Origin of the sequence: Breznakia sp. PFB1-19, from assembly GCF_029893935.1 — a bacterium.
GTDB classification, from domain to species: Bacteria; Bacillota_I; Bacilli_A; order Erysipelotrichales; family Erysipelotrichaceae; genus Breznakia; species Breznakia blatticola.
Genome location: NZ_JARXXJ010000004.1, coordinates 112,261 through 137,719, shown reverse-complemented (window position 1 = coordinate 137,719; position 25,459 = coordinate 112,261). Strand labels below are relative to the sequence as shown.

At 35.6% G+C, this 25,459-nt stretch carries 21 protein-coding genes, 1 tRNA gene and 1 riboswitch; of the genes, 14 read left to right on the top strand and 8 right to left on the bottom strand.

Translation table 11 applies throughout. From position 1 onward, the window contains the following. Positions 1–179: 179 nt before the first annotated feature. Together M2098_RS03670 and M2098_RS03665 are read right to left on the bottom strand one after the other, a co-directional pair. Positions 180–253: transfer RNA gene (locus tag M2098_RS03670), tRNA-Gly, on the bottom strand. A 69-nt stretch (positions 254–322) separates the two neighbouring features. Further along, the gene (locus tag M2098_RS03665; RefSeq protein WP_280681824.1) at positions 323–943 is read right to left on the bottom strand and encodes a CYTH domain-containing protein; all 621 of its coding nucleotides are present in this window, start codon (positions 941–943) and stop codon (positions 323–325) included. A gap of 87 nt (positions 944–1,030) precedes the next feature. Between M2098_RS03665 and M2098_RS03660 the strand changes: the two genes are divergently transcribed. The 3 genes from M2098_RS03660 to nrdG all read left to right on the top strand — a co-directional run bounded on the left by M2098_RS03660 (position 1,031) and on the right by nrdG (position 4,808). Continuing rightward, positions 1,031–1,804, top strand: coding sequence for an NAD kinase (locus M2098_RS03660; protein ID WP_280681822.1), 774 nt, complete (start codon positions 1,031–1,033; stop codon positions 1,802–1,804). Between the two features lie 141 nt (positions 1,805–1,945). Beyond that, positions 1,946–4,297, top strand: a complete 2,352-nt coding sequence (locus M2098_RS03655; RefSeq protein ID WP_280681820.1) for an anaerobic ribonucleoside triphosphate reductase — start codon at positions 1,946–1,948, stop codon at positions 4,295–4,297. Further along, the gene (gene nrdG, locus M2098_RS03650; RefSeq protein WP_280681818.1) at positions 4,290–4,808 is read left to right on the top strand and encodes an anaerobic ribonucleoside-triphosphate reductase activating protein; all 519 of its coding nucleotides are present in this window, start codon (positions 4,290–4,292) and stop codon (positions 4,806–4,808) included. Before M2098_RS03655 ends, nrdG begins: the two co-directional genes overlap by 8 nt. Positions 4,809–4,827: 19 nt before the next feature. Here the strand turns inward: nrdG and M2098_RS03645 are convergent, their stop codons facing one another. Both M2098_RS03645 and M2098_RS03640 read right to left on the bottom strand, forming a co-directional pair. Further along, entirely contained in the window at positions 4,828–6,141 is a 1,314-nt protein-coding gene (locus M2098_RS03645) for a hypothetical protein (RefSeq protein ID WP_280681816.1), read from the bottom strand. Beyond that, positions 6,138–6,863, bottom strand: coding sequence for a LytTR family DNA-binding domain-containing protein (locus tag M2098_RS03640; RefSeq protein WP_280681814.1), 726 nt, complete (start codon positions 6,861–6,863; stop codon positions 6,138–6,140). Before M2098_RS03640 ends, M2098_RS03645 begins: the two co-directional genes overlap by 4 nt. Positions 6,864–7,037: 174 nt before the next feature. Between M2098_RS03640 and purD the strand changes: the two genes are divergently transcribed. The 5 genes from purD (at position 7,038) to M2098_RS03615 (ending at position 14,535) form a co-directional block, all read left to right on the top strand. Beyond that, on the top strand, positions 7,038–8,282 hold the full coding sequence (gene purD / locus M2098_RS03635; protein WP_280681812.1) for a phosphoribosylamine--glycine ligase: 1,245 nt from the start codon (positions 7,038–7,040) through the stop codon (positions 8,280–8,282). Positions 8,283–8,285: 3 nt separating this feature from the next. Continuing rightward, positions 8,286–9,608, top strand: coding sequence for an adenylosuccinate lyase (purB, locus tag M2098_RS03630; protein ID WP_280681810.1), 1,323 nt, complete (start codon positions 8,286–8,288; stop codon positions 9,606–9,608). A gap of 140 nt (positions 9,609–9,748) precedes the next feature. Further along, positions 9,749–11,470, top strand: a complete 1,722-nt coding sequence (gene ilvD / locus M2098_RS03625; protein WP_280681808.1) for a dihydroxy-acid dehydratase — start codon at positions 9,749–9,751, stop codon at positions 11,468–11,470. 184 nt (positions 11,471–11,654) lie between these two features. Further along, positions 11,655–12,980 (top strand): 6-phospho-alpha-glucosidase, encoded by a 1,326-nt coding sequence (locus M2098_RS03620; RefSeq protein WP_280681806.1) that lies wholly within the window; start codon positions 11,655–11,657, stop codon positions 12,978–12,980. A gap of 28 nt (positions 12,981–13,008) precedes the next feature. Then, positions 13,009–14,535 carry a PTS transporter subunit EIIC gene (locus M2098_RS03615; RefSeq protein ID WP_280681805.1) on the top strand — a complete coding sequence of 509 codons (1,527 nt, stop codon included), beginning with the start codon at positions 13,009–13,011 and terminating at the stop codon, positions 14,533–14,535. A 23-nt stretch (positions 14,536–14,558) separates the two neighbouring features. Here M2098_RS03615 and M2098_RS03610 read toward each other — a convergent pair whose 3' ends face one another. Together M2098_RS03610 and M2098_RS03605 are read right to left on the bottom strand one after the other, a co-directional pair. Beyond that, a complete protein-coding gene (locus tag M2098_RS03610; RefSeq protein WP_280681803.1) occupies positions 14,559–15,302 on the bottom strand; it encodes a MurR/RpiR family transcriptional regulator in 744 nt (247 codons plus the stop codon). Continuing rightward, positions 15,286–16,074, bottom strand: a complete 789-nt coding sequence (locus tag M2098_RS03605; RefSeq protein ID WP_280681801.1) for a MurR/RpiR family transcriptional regulator — start codon at positions 16,072–16,074, stop codon at positions 15,286–15,288. The genes M2098_RS03610 and M2098_RS03605 overlap by 17 nt, the downstream gene beginning before the upstream one ends. Before the next feature lie 48 nt (positions 16,075–16,122). Between M2098_RS03605 and M2098_RS03600 the strand changes: the two genes are divergently transcribed. From M2098_RS03600 to M2098_RS03575, 6 genes are all read left to right on the top strand, one after another. Beyond that, entirely contained in the window at positions 16,123–17,046 is a 924-nt protein-coding gene (locus M2098_RS03600) for an AEC family transporter (protein ID WP_280681799.1), read from the top strand. 15 nt (positions 17,047–17,061) lie between these two features. Next, positions 17,062–17,541 carry a PTS glucose transporter subunit IIA gene (locus tag M2098_RS03595; RefSeq protein WP_280681797.1) on the top strand — a complete coding sequence of 160 codons (480 nt, stop codon included), beginning with the start codon at positions 17,062–17,064 and terminating at the stop codon, positions 17,539–17,541. A gap of 122 nt (positions 17,542–17,663) precedes the next feature. Then, complete coding sequence (locus M2098_RS03590) at positions 17,664–19,325, top strand: glycerate kinase (RefSeq protein WP_280681795.1); 1,662 nt, start codon at positions 17,664–17,666, stop codon at positions 19,323–19,325. 3 nt (positions 19,326–19,328) lie between these two features. Beyond that, complete coding sequence (locus M2098_RS03585) at positions 19,329–20,348, top strand: sugar kinase (protein ID WP_280681793.1); 1,020 nt, start codon at positions 19,329–19,331, stop codon at positions 20,346–20,348. Positions 20,349–20,495: 147 nt separating this feature from the next. Next, positions 20,496–22,049, top strand: coding sequence for a glycine betaine ABC transporter substrate-binding protein (locus M2098_RS03580; protein ID WP_067422199.1), 1,554 nt, complete (start codon positions 20,496–20,498; stop codon positions 22,047–22,049). A gap of 12 nt (positions 22,050–22,061) precedes the next feature. Then, entirely contained in the window at positions 22,062–22,790 is a 729-nt protein-coding gene (locus M2098_RS03575) for an ABC transporter ATP-binding protein (protein ID WP_067422202.1), read from the top strand. 41 nt (positions 22,791–22,831) lie between these two features. Here M2098_RS03575 and M2098_RS03570 read toward each other — a convergent pair whose 3' ends face one another. Next, positions 22,832–24,043 carry a chloride channel protein gene (locus tag M2098_RS03570; RefSeq protein WP_280681788.1) on the bottom strand — a complete coding sequence of 404 codons (1,212 nt, stop codon included), beginning with the start codon at positions 24,041–24,043 and terminating at the stop codon, positions 22,832–22,834. A gap of 115 nt (positions 24,044–24,158) precedes the next feature. Then, positions 24,159–25,331 carry a cation:proton antiporter gene (locus M2098_RS03565; RefSeq protein ID WP_280681786.1) on the bottom strand — a complete coding sequence of 391 codons (1,173 nt, stop codon included), beginning with the start codon at positions 25,329–25,331 and terminating at the stop codon, positions 24,159–24,161. 35 nt (positions 25,332–25,366) lie between these two features. Further along, positions 25,367–25,438, bottom strand: a riboswitch (Fluoride riboswitch). Between the last annotated feature and the right edge of the window lie 21 nt (positions 25,439–25,459).

The following is a 25,459-nucleotide window of genomic DNA, read 5'->3' as shown; positions in this document are numbered from 1 at the left end:
TTGGGATGAGATAAAATCAAAACAAAGTAAAAGCCTGATTACTAATGTGTAACCAAGCTATATAGAATTCTTTATTTATTTCGCCTGTCTACTTGACAGGGGGTACATCAGTATGTACAGCTGACTACGGACAAAATTAAAAAAGCACCCGATTAAATTTCGAGTGCTTGATTTTTTTATGGAGCGGGTGATGAGAATCGAACTCACGTAGTCAGCTTGGAAGGCTGAAGTTCTACCATTAAACTACACCCGCATGTATGTCAGCCTTCCAAGAACATAAGACCTATATCTTATAACCATTGAAAAGCGCATACTTAATTTATCATTTTTGAATTAAAAAATCAAGGCCTTTGTTAGACAAAGCACGAACAATTTTTGCTGGTGCATTCGATGTATATGTCAAACCCACTTTCGCAAGTATTTCATTGAAGTTTGTTAGACCATCATGTGCTTGTGTATACTCATATTCAATTTCATAGTCTGTAACATCTCCATAAGTACTGATATCAAAGCAAAGTTCGTAGCCATCTCCCACATACATTGCACGTTTTGTGGTTAATGTAGCAACTAGTTCAAAAGGTCCTTCTAGATGATATTTGTTTAGTACCTTTTGAATTTGCTTGTCATCAAATACGGATGCATCAACGGTATCTACCATTTGTTCGTATTCAATTAAATCGTCTCCCTTAATTTCTTTAAGGGTAAAGAGGTTGGTTCCAGCACTTTCACGAATCCGCATCGCTCCTTTTTGTTTCATGATTTCATAGTTTTTGTTATCATAGTAATAATTCGTTTGCGTGATGAAGTCAATCTCTGGATAATTTGTGATCAACTGATCAAATTGCTCTTTTGTCACTAGAATTTTATATTCTTTTTCGATATGTGTTTTCATAGCTATATCATACCACAGATACTGACTTGCTTCATCAAATGGAATGCACATAACCATATCTTTTTAGAGTGGTTATGGTATGATTAGTATGAACATATAGTACGTAACTGTAGGATGTCATCAAGAAAGGATCTGCTTATGAGAAAATTTTCTGTATTTGTAAAAAATGATGCAAAGTCACAAAATATTAAAACCAAAATAACAGAGCGTTTGCTTGCACACAACTACGGTGTGGATGAAGAGCAACCCGATTTAGTTGTTTGTGTTGGTGGTGATGGAACGATTCTAAGTGCAGTACACCATTATCTTCATCAATTAGAGTCCATTGAGTTTGTGGCAATCCATACAGGTACATTAGGTTTCTTTACGGATTACACAGAAAATGAAGTAGACCGTTGTATCCAAGATATTATTGATGACAATGTTTATGAGGTATTTAGTTCTTATTTATTAGAAGCCAATGTGAATGACTATACGGTATATGCGCTAAATGAAATTCGAGTTGAGAATATTCTACGGACACAAGTATTGGATATTTATATTGATGATGAATTCTTTGAAACGTTTAAAGGTAATGGAATGTGTCTAAGTACACAAGCGGGATCAACAGCATATAACCGTTCTTTGGATGGTGCTGTAATTGATAGTGGGATACGCGTAATGCAGTTAACAGAAATTGCTGGTATTCAAGATAGTAAACATCGTTCCTTACGTGTACCATACTTACTACAAGAAAACCGTAAGGTTACTTTTGTTGGTGATGACTTCACAAATAGCTTCATTTGCTACGACCATAAAAACTTATCTTTAGATAATGTCTCACGCATTGAATGTAAGATGAGCAATAAACGTGTAAAATTCGTACGTTATCGTAAGTACAGTTATTTGGATCGAGTACGTAATTTATATTAGCAACTTCGGTTGCTTTTTATGTTTGTGAAAGAAAATAAAAACTTTACATTTTCGTGAAAGAAAAAAGATGCTTTTCAAGAAAAAAGTTGTTGTATATGTACTATAATATTGGTACGGAAGTCGTAAATGGGAGGCATACATATGATTGAAAATATTCAAAAAAGAGATGGACGAATTATTGCGTTTGTACCTGAAAAGATTACAAGAGCAATTTACTTAGCAGCAAGTGCTGTGGCTAAAGAAGATGGGACAGAAGCAGATTACGAACAAGCAGAACGCTTAACTGATCAAGTAACTGGATACTTGAACAGTGTGTATCACAACACCACACCAACTGTGGAGCAAGTGCAAGATGCAGTTGTGCGCGTATTGATAGAAACAAACCACACAAGAACAAGTGAAGCATACATAATTTATCGTTCTGAACGTAGTCGTATTCGTAACTTACGTACACGCTTAATGAAGTCAATTGAAGAGATTACATATAGTGATGCAGAAGATAGCGATATGAAACGTGACAATGCTAACATCGATGGAAATACAGCCATGGGAACGATGTTGCAATATGGTAGTGCAGTAAGTAAAGAATTCTGTTTATCACAAGTGATTAATCCAAAATATGCAAGGATGCATGAAGCTGGAGATATTCATATTCATGATTTAGATTTTATGAACATGGGAACTTTAACTTGTTGCCAAATTGACTTGGATAAATTATTCCATGGTGGATTTTCAACAGGTCATGGATTCTTACGTGAACCACAAGATATTTCAAGTTATGCAGCATTAGCAGCAATTGCAATTCAAAGTAACCAAAACGATCAACATGGTGGACAAAGTATTCCAGCATTTGATTACTACTTGGCAAAAGGTGTGGCAAAAACATTCAGAAAACGCTACAACCATAACTTACAAATTGCTGTAAAACTATTACTGAATAGTGATAAAGATATTAAAGAAGATTTAGCAAACATTGAAAAGCAAACAGGTAAATTACCAAGTCTGGATATGGATTATGATTATGCAGATGCATTAAAGTCATACTTAAAATCAACATTTGCAATTGATGATGCAATGGTTGAGAAAATTACGACATATACATACAATGAAGCACGTGAAGAAACGGATAAAGCAACTTACCAAGCAATGGAAGGGTTTATCCATAACTTAAACACGATGCATTCAAGAGCTGGTGCACAAGTACCGTTCTCTAGTATTAACTTTGGTACAGATACTTCAATTGAAGGAAGAATCTTGATGAAAAACTTATTGCTTGCACAAGAAGCAGGTTTAGGAAATGGAGAAACACCGATTTTCCCAATTCTCATCTTCAAAGTAAAAGAAGGAGTAAACTATAACCCACAAGATCCTAACTATGATCTATTCCAATTAGCGATTCGTGTAAGTGCAAAACGCTTATTCCCGAACTTTGTCTTTGTGGATGCACCATTTAACCTTCAATACTATGATCCAAATGATTTCAAAAGTGAAATTGCGACAATGGGATGTCGTACCCGTGTTATTAGTAATGTAAATGGAGAAAACACACCAGTAGGTCGTGGAAATAACTCATTTACTACCATCAACTTACCACGTTTAGGAATTAAACATGGAGTGGTTGGTGAAAAAGGATTCTTTGATCGCAGTGCATTCTTCCAAGAACTAGATGAAGAACTTGAAACTGTAATTTCCCAATTATTAGAAAGAGCAATGATTCAAGGAAATAAGAAAGTGAAAAACTTCCCATTCTTAATGGGGCAAGGTGTGTGGATTGATTCTGAGAAATTAGACTGGAATGACACGCTTGAAGAAATGGTAAAACAAGGAACACTTTCGATTGGATTTATCGGACTTGCTGAATGTCTAGTCGCTTTAATTGGTGAACACCATGGAGAAAGTGAAGAAGCACAAGAACTTGGTCTAGAAATCATTGGTTACATGCGCACAAAATGTGATGAAGCATGTAAAAAATATGGACAAAACTTTGGGGTTATTGCGACTCCTGCAGAAGGATTGTCTGGACGTTTCACACGTATTGACCGAAAAAAATATGGAAATATTCGTGGGGTAACAGACCGTGATTACTACACGAACTCAAACCACGTTCCTGTATATTACCCAATTAGTGCACAAGAAAAAATCGCAATTGAAGCTCCATACCATGAACTTACAAATGCAGGACATATTGCCTATGTTGAACTTGATGGAGATCCAGTGAAAAACTTAGCGGCATTTGAACGTGTGGTTCGTCATATGAAAGAAAGTGGTGTTGGATACGGAAGTATTAACCACCCAGTTGACCGTGACACGGTTTGTGGATTCTCTGGTGTAATTGATGGACACATCTGTCCAAAATGTGGACGTGATGAAAGCACAAGTTCGATTAAGTTTGACCGTATTCGTCGTATCACAGGATACTTAGTAGGAACGCTTGATCGTTTCAATGATGGTAAAAAAGCAGAGGAAAAAGATCGCGTTAAGCACAATGTCTAAACAAGCACGACTTGCAGCACCTTTACAATTTGATAGTATCGTAGATGGACCAGGTTTGCGTGTTGTCTTATGGACGCAAGGATGTCCACATAGTTGTCCTGGTTGTCATAATCCAGAAACATGGGATGCTAATGCAGGAGAACTCTATGATATTGATGCACTTATAAAGGCGATTAAAGCAAATCAACTACAAGAGGGACTTACCTTATCAGGAGGCGAACCTTTTGATCAAGCAGATGCACTTATTGATATTGTTAGGCAAGTTAGAAATGAGAACTTCAATGTTTGGGCATATAGTGGGTACACGTATGAACAGTTATTAGCTACTGAAAGCAAGTATGACTTGCTTAAGGAAATCGATGTGCTCGTCGATGGGAAATTTATACAATCGCTATGTGCCTATACATTGTTATACAAAGGTTCAAGTAATCAACGTATTATTGATGTACAAGCATCGCTTAAAGCAAACAAAATTGTTTTATGGAAAGATCCATACATCATCAATATATAAAGAAAATCCAACGGACAAGTTATGAAACTTGTATCGTTGGATTTTTTAATACTTTAGGTGTAACACCAGTAGCACGTAAAATTTGCTTGTCTTTGTCGTAATCAAATTGTAAATACCCACCATGTGCTTCCATGATTTCGTTTGCTAAAACGAAGTCTGGTTGAACATTTGGGTTATCACTCAATTCGGTATCATCTGCACTTAATTCAAAGTTCATAACATACCAGTATTCACTATTTTGATCATGTATACGTAATACTTTTTCTGCGGTGTTACTTGACATGATCTTATCAATACTCATATTTAAGAAAGTAGCTACATTGAAGCAAAGTTCATCCTCGCTAAAGTCGATATCCTTAGGGATATTTAACGAACAATCAAAGGTGATTCCATGTTGTTCACAAACTTCGGATGTTTCAGAAATAATCGAGTCAATCAATAAGTTGTTTGAGTATTGATGATAGTTTGCATCAATAGAGTCATATTGTTCTTGCAGACGTGCAAGTAATTGCTCATGATTCAAATTCTCGCTATTTTCAGTAAGTTCATATAATAACCAGTGATAATCATGTTTAACTTTACGTAAAGAACGAATGTAATCAACATTCTTTTTATAGTGAACTTTTTGTGTATCAATTAAATGCAACAAGCGATTGTTATCTCGTGCACTTTCCATATAGGAAATGTTGTTGTATTGATATAAAAAGATCCAAATATATGTTGAAAATAACAGTAAAGCAATCGTCAAGTGATAGATTGGAATAAAAATATCATTATCATCTACTTGATATATTGCAGTTGAACATAAAAGGATCACTCCATAAATCAATAATAGTGTAGTTAATATTTCTCTAAGTTTCTTATAGTGCGCCATTCGAAAGATATTAAATTTTCGTAAAAGATGATTTACGAATGCATACATAAAGATACTAATAATCGGTGAACTGAAAAACGGAATGGGTTTACTTGCCACATCTCGATAGAAAATTGAGTAGAAAGAAGCACCGGTCACAATAGCATTCAATGAAGAAATGACACATTGGGTAAATACATAAATAAGAACGTACTCTGCGGTAAAAAATAAGCGTCCCCAAAGTGGCGTTTTTAATAATGCGAAAATCAAGATATATACAACAACAAATGAAATAAGTATTTGCACTGGATAGTCAAATTGAAACTCAAAAAATAAAGTTGCTGGATATACAAGTAGGATGGCTGCATAGTAGATAGGTGTACTAACTCGTCTTGGATATACACGCTGCATACAATGAAATGCATATAAGCAGTATATAATCCACATGATTATGACAACACCCTGTTTTTCTAAACTCATACTTTACCTCGTTTGTTTAAGTAATCTGTAAATGCAGCGCGACTATTAGCATAATACGATTTTCCAATTGGGATTTCTTTTCCATTACGCAAAGTAATCATCGTTGGTGAAAATCGGATAATATGTTTCATGTTTACCATAAATGAACGATGGACACGTAAGAAACTATCCATTGGCAAAGACTCTTCTAAATCTTGCATTTTTCCATAAAAATCATCAACTCCGTGTGTGGTATCAATGATGGTAACTCGTCCATTTATTTCAAATGAATAAATATCATTGATATCCACAAAATTATCACTTCCACGCTTTTTATATGTAAATTGTGGTGAACGTGTATTACGTAGTTCAATTGCTTTTAATAATGCATCTTCTAGCTTTCCGCTATAAAATGTATCTTTTGTAATATAATGCAGTGGCATTGTGTCAAATGCTTCAAAGACATGGTCTTTACTTGATGTAATAAAGATGATCTGTGCATCTGAGCCCATGTTCCGTATTTTCTTAGCCAGCTCGATCCCACTCATATCTGGCAAATATACATCCAATAAAAAGATATCGACTTCTTTTAAATGGTCGGCAAGAAAGAACAACAATTCCTCTGCAGTTTTAAATGTCGATAATTGCATCATTACATTATGTTTTCTATCAAATTTTTCCAGAAATTCAATTTCTCTTTCTCTGGTTCTTTGATTGTCCTCACACAAACAAATTTCAATCATAAACTTACTCCCCTTTGATTCTCTACTTTACTTGCTTTCAGTTTACATCCTATTTTATAAATTGACAATTAATTGGAACTGTAAATATTTGTAAATTGTATATGCATTTGTTTCGTCTTATATTGTGATTGTGAAGCAAATCAAGTAAAATAGAACCGATGAAGGAGAATGATAATGAAAGTACTAGTCATTGGAAAAGGTGGAAGAGAACATGCGATTGCAGATGCAGCACATCGTTCACGTCTTGTAGAAGAAGTATTCGTAGCTCCTGGAAGCTATGGAATGCGTGATGTTGCAACACAAGTAGATATTGCACAAGATGATTTTGAATCATTGATTGCATTTGCAAAAGAAAATGAAATTGGATTAACAATTGTAGGTCCTGAAGATGCACTTGCAGCTGGAATTGTAGATGCATTTGAAGCAGCAGGATTGAAGATCTTTGGTCCAAATAAAGCTGCAGCACAAGTGGAAGCAAGTAAAGACTTTGCGAAAAAGTTGATGAAGAAATACAATATTCCAACTGCTGCTTACCAAACATTTACAACTAAAGATGAAGCGGTTGCTTATGTGCACCAACAAGGTGTACCAATTGTGATTAAAGAGGATGGTTTAAAAGCAGGAAAAGGTGTGACGGTTGCCACAACGATGGATATGGCTCTTGAAGCACTCGATATTGCCTTTGATATTCCTGATAACCAAGTGGTTATTGAAGAATGTTTGGAAGGATTTGAGTTCTCACTCATGAGTTTTGTTTGCAATGATATTGTGATTCCGATGGAAATATCGCAAGATCATAAACGTGCATATGATAATGATGAAGGTCCAAATACTGGTGGAATGGGTATTTATTCACCTGTACGTAAAATTACACCTGAGATCGTTGCACAAGCAATGCAAGAAATTATGATTCCAATGGCAAAAGGTATGAAAGAAGAAGGCGTACCGTTTACTGGATTTTTATATGGGGGATTGATGCTAACAGATGATGGCATCAAAACGATTGAATTTAACGCTCGCTTTGGAGACCCTGAAGCGGAAGTTATATTGCCAAGATTACGTAGTGACTTCATTGAAGTAATTACCAATATCATGGATCAAAAAGTGATGGATTTAGAATGGGATGACATGGTAACTCTTGGTGTGGTTATGGCTAGCGAAAACTATCCTGCCTCATCAACAAAAGGAGCTATTATTACTGGACTGGATGAAGTCGAAGGTTTGGTATATCACATGGGTAGTGCATACAAAGATGGAAACTTCGTGACTGATGGTGGTCGTGTATTGATCGTTGTTGGTGTGGGAAGTACACTTGAAGAAGCTTATGATAAAGCGTATGCAGATGTGAAGAAAATCAAATGTGATAAACTATTCTATCGCTCAGATATTGGAAAAAAAGATATGAAAGGAAATGCGTAAATTATGTTAGATCGTTATTCGAAACCGGAAATGCGTGAAATTTGGAGTGAACAAAACAAATTTGATGCATATTTAAAAGTTGAAATATTGGCTTGTGAAGCATGGAGTGAAATGGGAGAAATCCCAAAAGAGGATGTGCAAAAACTTTGGGACAATGCATCATTTGATATTGATCGTATTTATGAGATTGAAAAAGAAACACGTCATGATGTTGTTGCCTTTACACGTGCAGTAAGTGAGACTTTAGGTGAAGAAAAGAAGTGGATTCATTATGGTCTGACTAGTACAGATGTTGTTGATACAGCATATGGGTACTTATACAAACAAGCGAATGCAATTCTTTATAAAGATTTAGGTGAGTTTATGGATGTCTTAAAAGTCCAAGCGCTTCACTATAAAAATACACCAATGATGGGAAGAACGCATGGTGTGCATGCAGAAATCACAAGTTTTGGTTTAAAATTCTTACTTTGGTTTGAAGAAATGAAACGTAACTTTAAACGTTTTGAAGAAGCTGCCAAAGGTGTAGAATGTGGAAAAATTTCTGGTGCGGTAGGAACATTTGCCAATACGCCACCATTTGTCCAAGACTATGTTTGCGACAAGCTAGGAATTGATTCAGCAAAGATTTCAACACAAACACTGCAAAGAGACCGTCATGCAGAATACTTTGCGACGCTTGCTTTAATTGGTAGTAGTTTAGAAAAGATGGCAACAGAGATCCGTCATCTACAACGTACAGAAGTGCGTGAAGCAGAAGAATACTTCCGTAAAGGACAAAAAGGAAGTAGTGCAATGCCACATAAACGTAACCCAATTGGTTCAGAAAACATCGTTGGATGTTCAAGAGTATTACGTGGATATATGTTAAGTGCATATGAAGATGTACCTTTATGGCACGAACGCGATATTTCACACTCAAGTGTGGAACGTATCATTGCACCAGATGCAACAGAATTATTAGATTACATGTTACGTCGTTTTACAAACATCCTTGCTAATTTAACGGTGTTTGAAGATAACATGTTAGAAAATATTGGAAAGACATATGGTGTGATTTTCTCACAACGCTTTATGTTGAAATTAATTGAAAAAGGTTGGTCACGCGAACAAGCATATGACACAGTACAACCAAATGCGATTAAATCATGGGAAAACAAAATCCCATTTAAGGAATTAATGGAAGCTGATCCAAAAGTACGTGAAACACTTACACAAGCTGAAATTGATGACTGTTTTGATCCGATGTATCAACTTAAAAATGTAGATGAAATCTACAAGCGTGTTGGACTGATGTCTGACAATCAAGAACCGATCGACGAATAATAGAATAAAACGGTATCTGCGAGGGTACCGTTTTTTTATAAGTAATATAAGAAACAAACTGATGAAAAACTTAAACCTTTGTGATAAACTTCTTATATCTCATAAATTACAAATCCTTAACAGAAAGTTGAGGAAAGAAAATGTCATTAAAAAGTCAAAAAATTAGAAAAATTGCCCCAGAAATGGATCCATTACGAATGGGAATGGGATGGAGTAGTGAAGATTTAGAAAAACCGCAGATTATTATTGAAAGCACATTTGGCGATAGTCATCCGGGAAGTGCACATTTGAATGAACTTGTTCGAAATGCGGAGTTATCAGTGAATAAAAGTGGTGGGAAAGCCGCGAAATATTATGCTACAGATATTTGTGATGGAATGGCGCAAGGTCATGATGGAATAAATTATTCTTTGGCAAGTCGAGACATGATAGCAAATATGATAGAGATTCATGTTAATGCTACTACTTTTGATGGTGGAGTTTTTATTGCAAGTTGCGATAAAAGTGTACCAGCAATCTTGATGGGTGTTGGTAGAGTGAATATTCCTAGTATTGTAGTGACGGGTGGGGTGATGGATGCGGGTCCAGATTTACTTACCTTGGAACAAATCGGTGCATACAGTGCGATGTGTAAGCGTGGTGAAATCAGTGAGCAACAATTGACGTATTATAAACAGCATGCTTGTCCGTCGTGCGGAGCTTGTTCATTTATGGGGACAGCATCAACAATGCAAATTATGGCCGAAGCTTTAGGTTTGATGTTGCCAGGAAGTGCCTTGATGCCTGCGACATCTGAAGACTTGTTGGAAACTTCGAGATTGGCTGGTGAACAAGTTTTGAAACTTGTAGAGTTAGGGTGGAAACCTAGTGATATAGTTACTAAAGAAAGTTTCGAAAATGCGGTTATGGTTCATGCTGCAATATCGGGTTCGACAAATAGTCTTTTACATATTCCTACGATTGCTAATGAATTTGGTATTGAATTTGATGCAGAAATGTTTGATCAAATGCACAAGAACGCTAAATATTTACTAGATATTCGTCCAGCAGGTAAATGGCCAGCGCAGTTTTTCTACTATGCTGGTGGGGTTCCTCGTATTATGGAAGAAATTAAAGAGTTTTTACACTTAGATGTTAAAACTGTTACTGGGAAGACGCTTAAAGAAAATTTAGAAGATTGCAAACGAAATGGTTTTTATGAAAAGGCAGAAGTGTATCTAAAGAAATGGAAACTTAAACCAAGTGATATCATACATAATATTAATAATCCGATTGGTGCGAATGGAACCATTGCGATTTTAAAAGGTAATCTAGCGCCTGAAGGGGCAGTTGTTAAACATTCAGCAGTTCCTAAAGAGATGTTCCAAGCAAAATTACGAGCTCGTGTATTCAACTCTGAAGAGGAAGCGATTGATGCCATAATTACAAGAGACATTCGCCCAGGAGATGCAGTCATTATTCGCTATGAAGGACCAAAAGGTAGTGGAATGCCGGAGATGTTTTATACAACTGAAGCGATTTCCTCTGATCCGATTTTAGCAACTACAATTGCGTTAATTACGGATGGAAGGTTTTCTGGGGCGAGTAAAGGTCCAGCAATTGGGCATGTTTCGCCTGAAGCGGTTGCTGGTGGACCAATAGCGTTAATTGAGGATGATGATATTGTTGAAATTGACATACCTAATCGCTCATTGAACATAATTGGAGCAAACGGTATTGAACATTCGCCTCATGAAGTGGATCGTATTTTAGAACAAAGAAAGAAACGTTGGCAAAAACGGGCGAGTAAGTATACACATGGGGTACTAAAGACATATACAGAAAATGCAGTATCACCGATGAAAGGTGGATATATTAAATAACGGTTAAGGGGATGTTTTTGATCCCTTTTTTCTTTATGAAAAAAATTCCGTTTTTGTAAATAATTTCAGTTGTAAGGGTTTACAATCAAGAGTTTATTAAAGTGTTTTCATTTTTCTGTGTAAGTGCTATATTGCAATTGTATTCAAAAGGCCGTTGAATAAATCAGAGAAAGGATTAGTAATTATGAGAAAATTTAGCGTATGTATTGTTGGTGGAGGAAGTACATTTACTTTGGGATTCTTAAAGTCATTTGTGAGAATGAGAGAACAGTTCCCGCTAAAGAAATTAGTATTATTCGATATCGACAAAGAACGTCAAGACATTATAGGTAAATTCGGTGAGATTTTATTTAATGAAAAATTTCCTGAATTAGAATTTGTATATACAACAGATGTTAAAGAAGCGTATGAAGGAATGGATTTTGTATTTATGCAAATGCGTGCAGGAGGGTTACCGATGCGTGCTAAAGATGAACATATTCCATTATCTATGGGAATGGTTGGTCAAGAAACGTGTGGAGCAGGAGGAATGGCGTATGGTCTTCGCTCAGTAGTTGATATGATCAAAGCAGTACATGATATTAGAGAATTTGCACCTGCAGCATGGATCTTAAATTACTCTAATCCCGCAGCAATTGTAGCAGAAGCATTACGTAGAGAATTTCCTGAAGATAAAAGAATCTTAAATATTTGTGATCAACCAGAAAACGTAGTTCGTTCATGTAGCAGATTGCTAGGAGTTGATTGGGAGACATTAGATCCAGTATACTTCGGCTTAAATCACTACGGATGGTTTACACATATTTATGATATAAATACAGGAGAAGATTTATTGCCTAAAATTAAGGATTTAATTAGCAAAAATGGATTCTTACCACAGGATGCAGAACAACGCGATCCATCATGGTTAGATACATATGGAATGGTAGAAACACTAATGAAGGATTATCCAGAGTTTTTGCCAAATACGTACAATCAATACTACTTATATCCGGAATATAAAGCTTCTCATCTAAATCCAGATTTCACACGTGCCGACGAAGTAATGGCAGGTCGAGAAAAACGTGTATTCACTGAGTGTAAAGAAGTAATTGCCGCTGGAACACTAGGTGATAAATTTGATGATATTAGTGATGCGCATGCAGAAATGATGATCAACGTTGCTGAAGCTATTGCGTATAACAAAAATAACCGCCACATTTTAATTGTAGAGAACAACGGAGCGATTAATAACATGCAAGATGATGCTATGGTTGAAGTTGTATGTGAACTTGGAGCAAACGGTCCTAGACCGATGCGTATAGGTAATATTCCACAGTTTAATCTTGGGTTGCTAGTAAACCAAGTATCATGTGAAAAACTAATAGTTGATGCATATTTCGAAAAGTCATATCAAAAAGCATTAGAGGCATTCACTTTAAATCGTATGATTAATGATGGAAAAAAAGCAAGAAAGATTCTTGATGCATTAATTGAAGCAAACAAAGGAATGTGGCCAGATTTGAAATAACCAAACAAAATATAAAAGGGGTCTAAATATGAAAAGAAGAATTATGGATTTTTTATCAGCGCTTGGCCGTAGTTTGATGATGCCTATTGCAGCGTTAGCTGCTTGTGGGATTGTTCTTGGATTAACTGCTGCGTTGTTAAAACCACAAGTTATTGAAGTATTACCATTTCTAGCAAATGGTGGAGTAAGTTATATCATAACTATGCTAAACAAAGTTTCTGGTGTAGTGTTTACTCTAATTCCAGTTTTATTTGCAATTTCAATTGCATTTGGAATGGCAAAAGAAGATAAAGAGATCGCAGCATTTGCTGGATTTATCGGTTATTATACTTTTTTAGTAAGTTCAAGTGTAATGATAAGTTCAGGAATTATGGATTTTAGTGCAATGAAAATCTCAGCTATTCTAGGAGTAGAAACTGTAGATATGGGAGCTGTTGCGGGAATCCTAATAGGTGTAGTCGTAGCTGCTTTACATAATAGATTTCATAAAATTGTCTTCCCTGTTGCGATTGCATTTTACGGGGGAAAACGATTTGTTTCAATTATCGTAATATTAGTCGCTGCACTACTTGGACAAGTTATGCCAATTGTGTGGGAACCAGTTTCAATGGGGATTAATGCACTGGGTACTGCAATTGGAGAAGCAGGAGCATTTGGGGTATTTATCTTCGGTTTCTTGGAACGACTATTAATACCTACTGGTCTTCACCATGTATTAAATGGTGTATTTAGAACAACTGCTGTAGGTGGAATATATGAAGGAGTTGAGGGATGTTTAAATATATTCTTACAATTCTTTGATAAAGTTCCAATCGAAACTATGCGTCCTTTCACTCAATTTTTAGGACAAGGAAAAATGCCGTTTATGATGTTTGGATTACCAGCAGCGGCACTTGCAATTTATAAAACATCGCCACAGGAGAAAAAAGCAAGAGTTAAAGCTTTGCTTCTTGCTGGAGTTGCAGCTTGTGTGATTTCTGGAATTACTGAGCCAGTTGAATTTGCATTTATGTTTATTGCTCCACCATTATTCTTATTCCATGCAGTTATGGGTGGTATATCATTCATGCTTATGTCTGTATTAGGTGTTATTGTAGGAAATACTGGAGGAGGAGTCATTGATTTCTTTATCTGGGGTGTTTTACAACCTGGTTCCAACTGGTATTGGATTGTAATTGTTGGATTGTTCTATATGCCAATCTACTACTTTACTTTCAAATGGTATCTGACAAGAAAATCTTTGTCTATTGATGTAGAGGAAGAAGAGGTAGTTGAAGGAGAGTATTTAAAAGGTGAAGAAAAAGCACTAGGAGATCCAATTGGACTTATGGTAATAGAAGGTTTAGGTGGATATGAAAATATAAAAACTGTGAACAATTGTATTTCTCGATTAAGAGTAGACGTAGTTGATATGTCAAAAGTCGACGAAAAATTACTAAGAAAAACAGGATCTGCAGGAATTATTAAGCCTTCGGAAACACATATTCAAGTTGTATATGGACCAAAAGTAGAAAAGGTTGCAAATGCTGTGAAATCAGCAATGGCAGTAAGGTAAAAAAAGAGCAACGAAAGTTGCTCTTACTTATTATTTAGCATGTATGCAGAACTATACATCTCAATAATGATTTGGGTGATAGTTAGCATCCCAATACGTGGGTTAATATCCTTATCATGAAACATGAAATTATCTTCTTTTACACAGTAGACAGCATCACAATATGAAGCTAATCGCGAATCTTTCTTTGTTGTTATTAGAATCAGAATACCTTTCATTTGATGTATTTTCTCAGCTAGTTTCTTGTATCTGTCATACGAAGAATCACCGCTAAAGATAATGAAGAGAGTGCCTTCTTTCATTGACTCACTTAAACTATATAAGACATGGCGATCTCCGATTAAGATGCATGGGCGATCAGCTGTTGTAAGGTTAACATGCAAATATTTAGCACAAATATAGTTAAGACCACTCCCGTGGATATATAAAGAACTATCACATTTGATAAAAGAGAGAATTTTCTCTAGAGAATGGATATCTACATCTTCCGTTGTTTTATTAAACAGGGTGATGATGTTTGATTTATTTGCATTTCCTTCAGCTTGTAACAGTTGTTGCTTGATTTGGTATTTCAAATCATGAAAACCAGAGAAACCAAGTTTAATACAAAAACGTGTCATAGTCGCACTAGAGACGAATGAGTTTTCACTTATTTTTTGAGCACTCATATAAGGGATGCTTTCAATGTTTTCATGTAAATATGTTAAAAGTTCACGTTCGCTTTCTGTTAGTTGTAATGTATATGCTTTTTCAATTATTTGTATCATGATGCACCTCCGATTCTTGCAGTGAAGCTGCATAGGTTTGCAATAAATCGTTTACTACATAGAAAATAGGTAATCTTGATGTAAAGTCAGTATTAATGTTTTTTCTTTGATATGTAAAAAAACGAAGGCTAACATCAGATAAAGCTGCAATATTGTTTTTTTGAAAAGGTGTAATTGATAAAACTTTGACATTATGAAATTTAGCAGTTTTAACAATTTCAAAAGCAGGTCCAAAATTTCCACTCGCACTTATCATCAATAGCAAGTCATTCTGGTTAAGTTTTTCTACGACGTGTTTTAGTTGATGTTCAGCATCATATTTATAAACATTTTGTCGACCAATGGTAAACAGGTACTTTTCAACATAATCAACAATGACTCCAGTTAGACCGCTACTATCAAATAAATGGATGCTTTGTGTTGTAGTTAATAAATCTACAGCCTTGGCTATATCGCCTTCATTTAGAACTCTCATTGTTCCGTCAATATCGTAAGACAAATCTGATAGAATGCGATTAATATTTGTATTTTCAACGACAGGTGGCTCACTTCTTTCGTTTGGAGCTTTCAATGAAAATTTGAGTTCAGCAAATCCTGAAAAACCAATTTTCTTACAAAAACGAATGATAGATGACGGTGAAAAGTTGACTGTATTTGCAAACTCTTGCACGCTCATTGAATGTACATCATCAACATGTGTATATATGTAATCTAAAATTCTCAATTCACTTTTATTTAAGTTGTCTACAGGAATAGATCTAATATCGTTCATATGTTACCTCGTACAAATTATACCATACTCAAAATGAAAGGAGAAAAAATGGATTTCGGTGTTTTATTAAAAACGATGCTTCAATTATTCGCACTTATATTAATTGGAGTGTACTTAAGAAGAAAACATGTATTAAATGAACAAAGTGCAAAACCTATTTCATACATTGTTGCAAATATACTTACGCCAGCGATGGTTCTTGCATCATCTACAAATTCGAATACGCTTGATAATTCTGATATGATCATTTGCTTAATACTTGGAGTTTTTCTATATGCCACTTTCATTGTTATTGCAAAAATTGTAATTCGTTTGTTTTTTAAAGAAGACAAACAAAGTTCAATTTACCAAGTGATGTTGATTTTCTCGAACATTGCATTTATTGGTTATCCACTCTTAAGGGTCATGTATGGTGAATATGCAGTATTTGTGTTTACTGTGATGCATTTACCGTTCAATCTTCTTATATATACGTATGGAGTATATTTGCTCAGTAAAGATTCAGTAAAAAAAGACTTGAAGAGTTATATGAAAATATTCTTATCTCCTGGTGTGTTGGCATCGCTTGTAGGTTTGGTATGTTTTTTTACAAGTATTCAACTTCCAAATGTTTTGACAGGAGTATTTGATTTGCTGGGAAATGCGACAGTACCGCTAAGTATGATTGTAGTAGGTGTGAATATAAATTTTAGTTCTTCTATTACAAGTAATGAGAAGATTTCGTTGTGTAAATTGCTTTTCCTTAAACTTTTACTTTTTCCGTTACTTGGATATCTACTAGTTCAGTATTTAGATGTGAGTGCGTTCATGAAAGAGTTGCTAATGTTTTCTTTTATGTTGCCGTCGGGTTCATTGGCGCTAATGCTAGGGATGGAATACAACATAGATATGCGAATATCAACTATATGCATATCATTAACTACGCTTATTTCAGTGGTGAGTATACCACTATACATATTTATATTATTTTAAGAAAAGAGGAAAGTTATGTTTAAATTATTCAAAAAAGAGAAAAGTCAAAATGTGTATTCACCAATGAATGGTAAATATGTAGCATTAGAAAATGTAAAGGATGAAGTGTTTGCATCCAAGATGATGGGTGATGGTTTCGCAATTGAACCTGATGAATTGAAAATCTTTGCTCCGTTAAATGGAAAAGTTTCGATGGTTGCAAAGACAAAACATGCAATTGGAATTACGACGAACGATGGCATAGAATTATTAATTCACTTTGGTTTAGATACAGTTGCTCTAAATGGCGAGGGTATGAATGTTCTTGTGAATGAAGGTGATGAAGTAGTACGCGGAATGCAACTCATGGAAGGAGATGCGAATTTTTTAAAGCAAAAACAAATTGATTTGACAACTATGGTTATTTTAATAAGCGAAAATAAAATAACCAAGAGATTAGAAATTGAAAAAAACGTGACTATTGATGATGTGATAATGGTGTGTGATAGGAAATGATGAAGGTTGTATTTGCGTGTGACTCATTTAAAGAAAGTATGTCTGCACATCACGCATGTTTAGCATCAAAACGAGGGTTTGATCACGTGTTTGAGAATAATTATTAACCGATACGTATTCCTATGTCCGATGGTGGAGAAGGAATGTTGGATTCCATTCTTCCTACTCTACAAAGCAGAATAGAAAGTATGTACACATTTGAGTTAACTGGAAAACCAATCGAAGCTAGATATGGATGGATAGAAAAATCAAAAACAGCAATCATCGAATCCGCAGACACTTGTGGCTTAACTCTTATAAAAAAAGAAGACAGGAATCCATTATTGCAAACAACATACGGATTGGGGTTAATGATTTCGAAGTTAGTGGATAAAGGAGCAAAGCACATAGTTATTGGACTTGGTGGTACGGGAACGAATGATGGAGGTCTTGGTTGTATTTGTGCACTAGGTGAAGTTCCCATTTGTGAAGTTAAGGATGTATCTTCAGCATTGGTACTAGCAAAACAATCATTTAAAATAGCAAAGGAAAAATTAAAAGGAATTCAAATAAGTGCACTTTGTGATGTGGATGCAACGTATGTTGGACAAACAGGAGCAACCTATATGTTTGGAAAACAAAAAGGCGCAACAAATCAAATGCAAAAAGAATTAGATGCGTATTTGTCAGAATTTAGCTTATTTATTAAGCAATCTACTGGGGTGGATATTGCACTTGTTGAAAAAACTGGTGCAGCAGGAGGATTGTCTGGTGCGTTATATTCGTTAGGTGCAAAAAATATTGCTGGGATAAATTTTGTGAAGGATGTATTAAATTTTTCTAGTCTAATTGAAAATGCAGACTTAATTATTACTGGAGAAGGCAAAATAGACAAACAAACAATTCATGGAAAAGTCATTGCTGGAATTTGTAATGAAGCCAAACAAAAGGATATACCAGTTGTTACCTTAGCAGGTAGTGTCGATTTAAATATAGATGAAATGTACGAAGTCGGAATGACATCTGCATTTTCCATATTAAATCAAATTAGCAGCTTAGAGGAAGCACTTATTGCGGGTGAACAAAGCATGGAATTCGCTGCATATAATATAGCGAAACTATATTTAGCAATAAGTAAAAATGTTAAGAAGGAAAATACGATGAATATAAATGAAATAAAAGAAACAACTCTAAAGTGTGGCGTATTGCCAGTAATCAAAATTAATCAAAGCGAGGATGCAATTCCACTAGCAAAAGCACTAATTGATGGTGGCTTACCTGCTGCAGAAATTACATTTCGAACAGCTTGTGCAAGCGAAGCAATTGCGAATATTAAAAAAGCATATCCAGATATGTTAGTAGCTGCTGGAACTGTAATTACAAATGAACAAGCAGATCAAGCAATGCAAGCAGGTGCAGACTTTTTAATATCTCCGGGTATTAATGAGAGTTTAATTAAATATTGCCAAGCAAAAGACTATGTAATTATTCCAGGTATAACTTCTGCATCGGAAGCACAACTAGCATGTACGCTTGGACTTGAAGTTGTTAAGTTTTTCCCTGCTGAAACGAGCGGTGGAGTAAAAGCAATTCAAGCATTAAGTGCACCATTTCCACAGTTGGAATTCATGCCAACTGGTGGAATTAGTGAAAACAACTTAGAAGAGTATTTATCATATTCAAAAATCATTGGTTGCGGTGGAAGTTGGATGGTAAAAGAAAACTTAATTAACGAAAAGAATTTTTCACAAATTACAGCGCTTGTTAAAGAAGCGATAAGTTTAGTGAAAAACATTAAGGAGTAATTTATGAAGGTCATTACATTTGGCGAGATTATGTTACGTCTTGCCCCATATGGATATTTAAAGTTCGTCCAAACGGATAGCTATGAAGCTACGTTTGGTGGAGGAGAAGCAAATGTTGCAGTGTCTCTTGCAAACTATGGAGTGGATGTAGCGTTTGTATCAAAATTACCAACACACGAAATTGGTCAATGCGCAGTAAATGCATTAAGAAAACATGGTGTAGATACTTCCATGATTACACGCGGTGGGGATCGTGTTGGAATTTACTACCTGGAAAAAGGAGCATCACAAAGAGCTAGTAAGGTGATCTACGACCGAGCTGGTTCTGCTATTCAAAAAGCGACACAGGACGATTTTGACTGGGATACAATTTTTGCAGGAGTAGACGTATTTCACTTTACTGGAATTACGCCTGCACTTGGAAAAGAACTTACCGATATTACACTAACGGCTTGTAAAAAAGCAAAAGAGAAAGGAATCACAATTACTTGTGATTTGAACTTCCGTAAGAAACTATGGACAAAAGCAGAAGCAAATGTAGCCATGAGCAAATTATGCGAGTATGTGGATGTATGTATTGCGAATGAAGAAGATGCTGCCGATGTTTTTGATATTCATGCATCAAACACGGATATTACAAGTGGAGAAATTAACCATGAAGGTTACATCGATGTGGCAAAACAATTACAAACACGTTTCAATTTCAGTCACGTTGCTATAACGTTAAGAGAATCTATAAGCGCATCCGATAATCGTTGGTCAGCCATGCTGTATACAAATGGTAAAGCATATTTTTCTAAAAAGTATGACTTACGCATTACTGACCGTGTTGGTGGTGGTGATGGTTTTGGTGGTGGATTAATCTATGCACTACTTAACAAGTATAGTGAACAAGATACGATTGAATTTGCGGTTGCTGCAAGTGCACTAAAACACTCAATTCAAGGTGACTTTAACTTGGTGAGTGTTGAAGAAGTAAAAACATTAGCGTCGGGCGATGGGTCTGGACGCGTACAAAGATAAAAAGATTTATTTATTGTGAAATAGAAACTGTATTAGAGAAAATCAAGGTGTGTACAAGTGCGTAGACACCTTTTTATAATGAGCATTTGACAAGTAAAATACTTTCAAATCATATATGATTAAATAAACAATAGGAGGAAAGGGTACATGGATTTTATAATAGATGTGTTGACGCTTCTTCATGATCGCGCTGATTTTTTCTTGAACTTAGTGTTTCAACATTTACAAATATCTCTGATTGCCATATTGATTGCAACCATTCTTGGATTGCTATTAGGAATATGGATTAGTGAGCACCAAAAAAGTAGTAATTTAGTGATTGGAATTGTCAATTTTATATACACAATACCTTCAATTTCACTACTGGGTTTTTTGATTCCTTTTTCAGGCATTGGAAATACAACAGTTATTATTGCCCTTGTTGTATATGCATTATTACCAATGGTTCGAAACACCCATACAGGAATTACCAATATTAATCCTGCAATTATCGAAGCTGCCAAAGGGATGGGTAGTACAAAGATGCAGATATTATGGAAAATTAAATTGCCATTAGCACTACCAACCATCATGTCAGGATTCCGCAACATGGTTGTCATGACGATTGCCTTAACGGGTATTGCTTCATTTATTGGAGCTGGTGGATTAGGGGTTGCTATTTATCGAGGAATTACAACCAATAATGCAGTTATGACTTTTGCAGGAAGCTTACTAATTGCCTTATTAGCATTTTTTATGGATTTTATCTTTGGTCGTTTGGAAAAAGCACTAACTGCACGTCGACCAAATGCAAAACGAAAAGTGTTCGTAGAAATTGCAAGTGCAGCGATTGTTGTTTTATTAGTGTTTGCAATGTTGTTTAGTAATTTATTTGGAAAAACTGATAAAGTTATTCACCTAGCAACAAAACCAATGACTGAACAAATGATCATTGGGGAGGCATTGAAAATGATAATCGAACAAGAAAGTGATCTTACTGTAGAAATCACTGAGGGTGTTGGTGGAGGAACAAGCAATATTCAACCAGCAATGGAAAAGGGTGAATTTGATATATATCCAGAATACACAGGTACAGGATGGAATGCAGTACTAAAAGAAAAGAGTATTTACCATGAGTCGATGTTTAAAGAACTACAAGACAAATACAAAGAGGCATATGATTTCTCTTGGGTTTCTGGCTATGGATTCAACAATACCTATGGAATTGCTGTTGCTAAAGATATCGCTCAAGCATACAACATCAAAACGTATAGTGATCTTGCCAAATACACACCACAATTAACATTTGGTGCGGAGTATGATTTCTATGAACGTGAAGACGGATATGAGGCTTTGCAAAGTGCATATGCTTTCAATTTTAAAGAAACCGTGGATTTGGATATTGGCTTAAAATATCAAAGTATCCAACAAGGTGATGTAGATGTCATTGTCGTATTTACAACAGATGGTCAATTAAATGATGATCGAATTGTTGTACTAGAAGATGATAAAAACTTCTTCCCTTCATATATGGCATATAACGTTGTGCGTAATGAAACATTAACGAAATATCCAGAACTCAAAGAAATTTTGGATCAACTGGAAAACAAGATTAGTGATTCAACAATGGCTCGTTTGAATTATGAAGTAGAAGTAAATAAAAAAGAACCAAAACAAGTAGCAAAAGAGTTCCTAGATGAACTTGGTCTACTAAAGGAATAGGAGGTGGTTTTCTTGAATACGATTATTGAATTTAAACATGCAAGAAAGTCCTATGGAGACCATGTAGTCATTCCTGATTTGAATTTAAAAATTGAAAAGGGAGAATTTGTGACACTTATTGGCTCTAGTGGGAGTGGAAAAACCACCATCTTAAAAATGATCAATGGACTGATTCCATTAGATGCAGGAAATGTATATGTGGAAGGAAAAGATATCGCTTCAGAAGATTTGATTTGCTTGCGACGTAATATCGGCTATGCAATTCAAGGAAGTGGATTATTTCCACATATGGATGTTGAAGATAACATTGCCTATGTACCTAATTTATTAAATAAGAAAGATAAGCAACGTACAAGAAAGGCCGTTGAGAAATGGATTCAAGTAGTTGGATTAGAAAGAGATTTACTAGATCGCTATCCTGATGAGTTATCTGGTGGACAGCAACAACGTGTAGGAATTGCTCGTGCACTAGCTGCCAGTCCAGAAATTTTACTGATGGATGAACCTTTTGGAGCAGTAGATGATATTACCCGTCATATGTTGCAAGATGAAATCAAAAGAATTCATGAACAAACAGGTGTGACAATTGTTTTTGTTACGCATGACATTCGTGAAGCATTGAAATTAGGAACTAAGGTCATTGTTTTGGAACATGGAGAAATCGCGCAATATGATACACCAGAAGCCATTCAACAAGCACCAGCAAATGATTATGTAAAACAACTCATATCAGACAAATAAAAAACAAGCATGTCCATAAAAATGGATATGCGTGTTTTTTATTATGAAGCATGATACTTTTGTGCGCTATAGATCGTATACTTTTGATTCACTAGATAGGCAACAGCACATACAAGTAAGAAATAGGGTAGATAACTAAATCCAAAGACTTCTGCACCAATAAAGGATGGAGCAAGAAATGTACGCGTTGCACTCCCAAAGACACTTGCATAACCTAAAGCTGCTACAAATGTAAACGGCAATTGGAAAATAGAAGATAGCACAATACCAAAACTTGCGCCAATAGCAAATAAAGGAGTCACTTCACCACCAAGAAAACCAACCCCAATGGTAATAACGGTAAGTCCGATTTTGATTATCCAATCATAGTCATAAATCGCATGTCCCTGAAAACTATCGTTAATAAGGTTTGTCCCTAACCCTGAATAACGTCCACTATATAAAAGGATAGAGGCAATAGAGATAAAGATTCCGCCAATGATGATACGGATGATTGGGTTAGGAAAATATTTGGCAAAAAAGGTTTTTGATAGTTGCAGCAGTTTTGCAAAGACTATTCCAACTAGACCAAATAAGATACCAATTGCAATGAGTTTCACAATAAGCATAGGTGAGAATGGAACTTGATCTTGTAGTGCAAAACTAAACTTCTCTAAACCTAGATATGATGACATTGCGCTTGCACTAAAAGCTGCAACCAAGGCAAAGGGAATTGCTTTGTAGTATAACTTACCGACAATAAGAACTTCTGTGGCGAAAAAGGTAGCAGCAATTGGAGTTTCAAATAATCCGGCAAACCCAGCAGCAATCCCAATAACGATAAATGTTTTACGATCATTATCTAAGTGGAAAATGTTTCCTAGACGATTGGACAAGGTTGCACCAAGTTGAACGGCAACACCTTCACGTCCAGCACTCCCACCAAATAAGTGAGTAAGCCAAGTACCTAAAATTGAAAAGGGAATCATACGTAAAGGAATGTATGTTTCATTTGTCTTTTCATCAGCGGTCTCAAAGACAAGCGTCATTCCTTTTGTTGCAGATGAACCATATCGTTGATAGATGTAAGTAAAGATTGCCCCAACAAATGCTAAAAAAGGCATTAAATAGATAAAGTGTTCCACTCGAAAGTCACTAATACGTAATAATACCCTACCAAAAATGGTATCGATTATGCTGACACTAATACCAATGATCATGCTAAGTAGAAGCAACAGTAGTGTGTGTTTTATACGGGTGTGTGATGAATTCATAGCTAGTCTCCTTTAAAAAACACCTACACACAAGCAGTGGTAGATGTTTGGTGTGATATGTTTGACTACTTGTAGTATGTAGCATCAATGACATGCTGTCAATTGAAGTGAAAGCTTAATGCTGTAGAAGTTTTTTATATAGTGAATCAATCGCAAATGCACCAAGTGGTGCAGTAAGTAAAATGGCAAGAATGGAAACAGCAAGTACTAGATTTCCGCAAGCAAGTCCCATACTTAATGGGATGGGACCTAGGGCAGCTTGCACGGTTGCTTTGGGTGTATAAGCAATCATCGTAAAGATGCGCTCTTTGCGATTGAGGTTGCTTTTTACTAAACAGATAAGAACACCCACCATCCGGAAAAGTAATCCAAATAGCAAAAGCAGAATTGCGAATACACCGATCGTTTGAATATACGAGATGTTGATGGAAGCACCAACTAAAATGAATAAAACAAATTCAGCGACTACCCATAAATGGTCATAGCGAAATTGCAATCGACTTGCTAGTGTACTATAAAATTGTTTAGTTGCAATTGCCATACTCATAATTGCCAACAAAGCAGAAAATGGAATATTAGGAAATTGATCTTGTATTTGAAGTAATAAAAATGCAGTACTCATCAAGATTACAATCTTGATAGTGTCGCGTAGATGTAGTATTTGAAATAGTTTAGTAAGCAGATATCCTACAAGAAAACCAACTGCAATACCTAAAAGAATGGAGATTGGCACATTGATAAAACTTGTAGCATCAACATGGTTTCCAGTTGCTAAAGTTGTACATGCAGTAAAGATTACAATGACAAATACATCATCAACAGAAGCCCCAGCTAACACCATCTGTGGAATTCCTTGTTTTGTTCCATATCCATTATTCATGATTTGAATCATTCGTGGAACAATAACAGCAGGAGATACTGCAGCTAATACACTTCCAAGAATTGCAGCATCAAGTAAAGATATTTGAAGTAGTGGAGGTGCAATTAACATTACTCCAATGATCTCAAAACAGGCGGGGACAAAACACATCAAAATTGCTGATCGCCCAACCGACTTCAACTCTTGTAAGTTTAGTGATAATCCGGCACGCGTTAAAATGATAATTAACGCAATTTGACGTAAGTCATCCGACATTTCTAAAATTTGTCCATCAATACAGTTGAGTACATATGGACCCAATAACATTCCTGTTGCCATCATTCCAATTAAACTTGGTAAATGTAATTTCTTACAAATCGCACTAAATATAATTCCTAATAAAAACATATATGCAAAACTTGTTAACATGTTATACCTCCAAAAAAAAGCTAATGAACTGCATAAAAAATGCAGAAATCATTAGCTTGCGCGGTTTCGATAATGTAATCGTGGGAGATTTCATTCCCTGCGCATAGTATACAAAAGATTTACGTGCT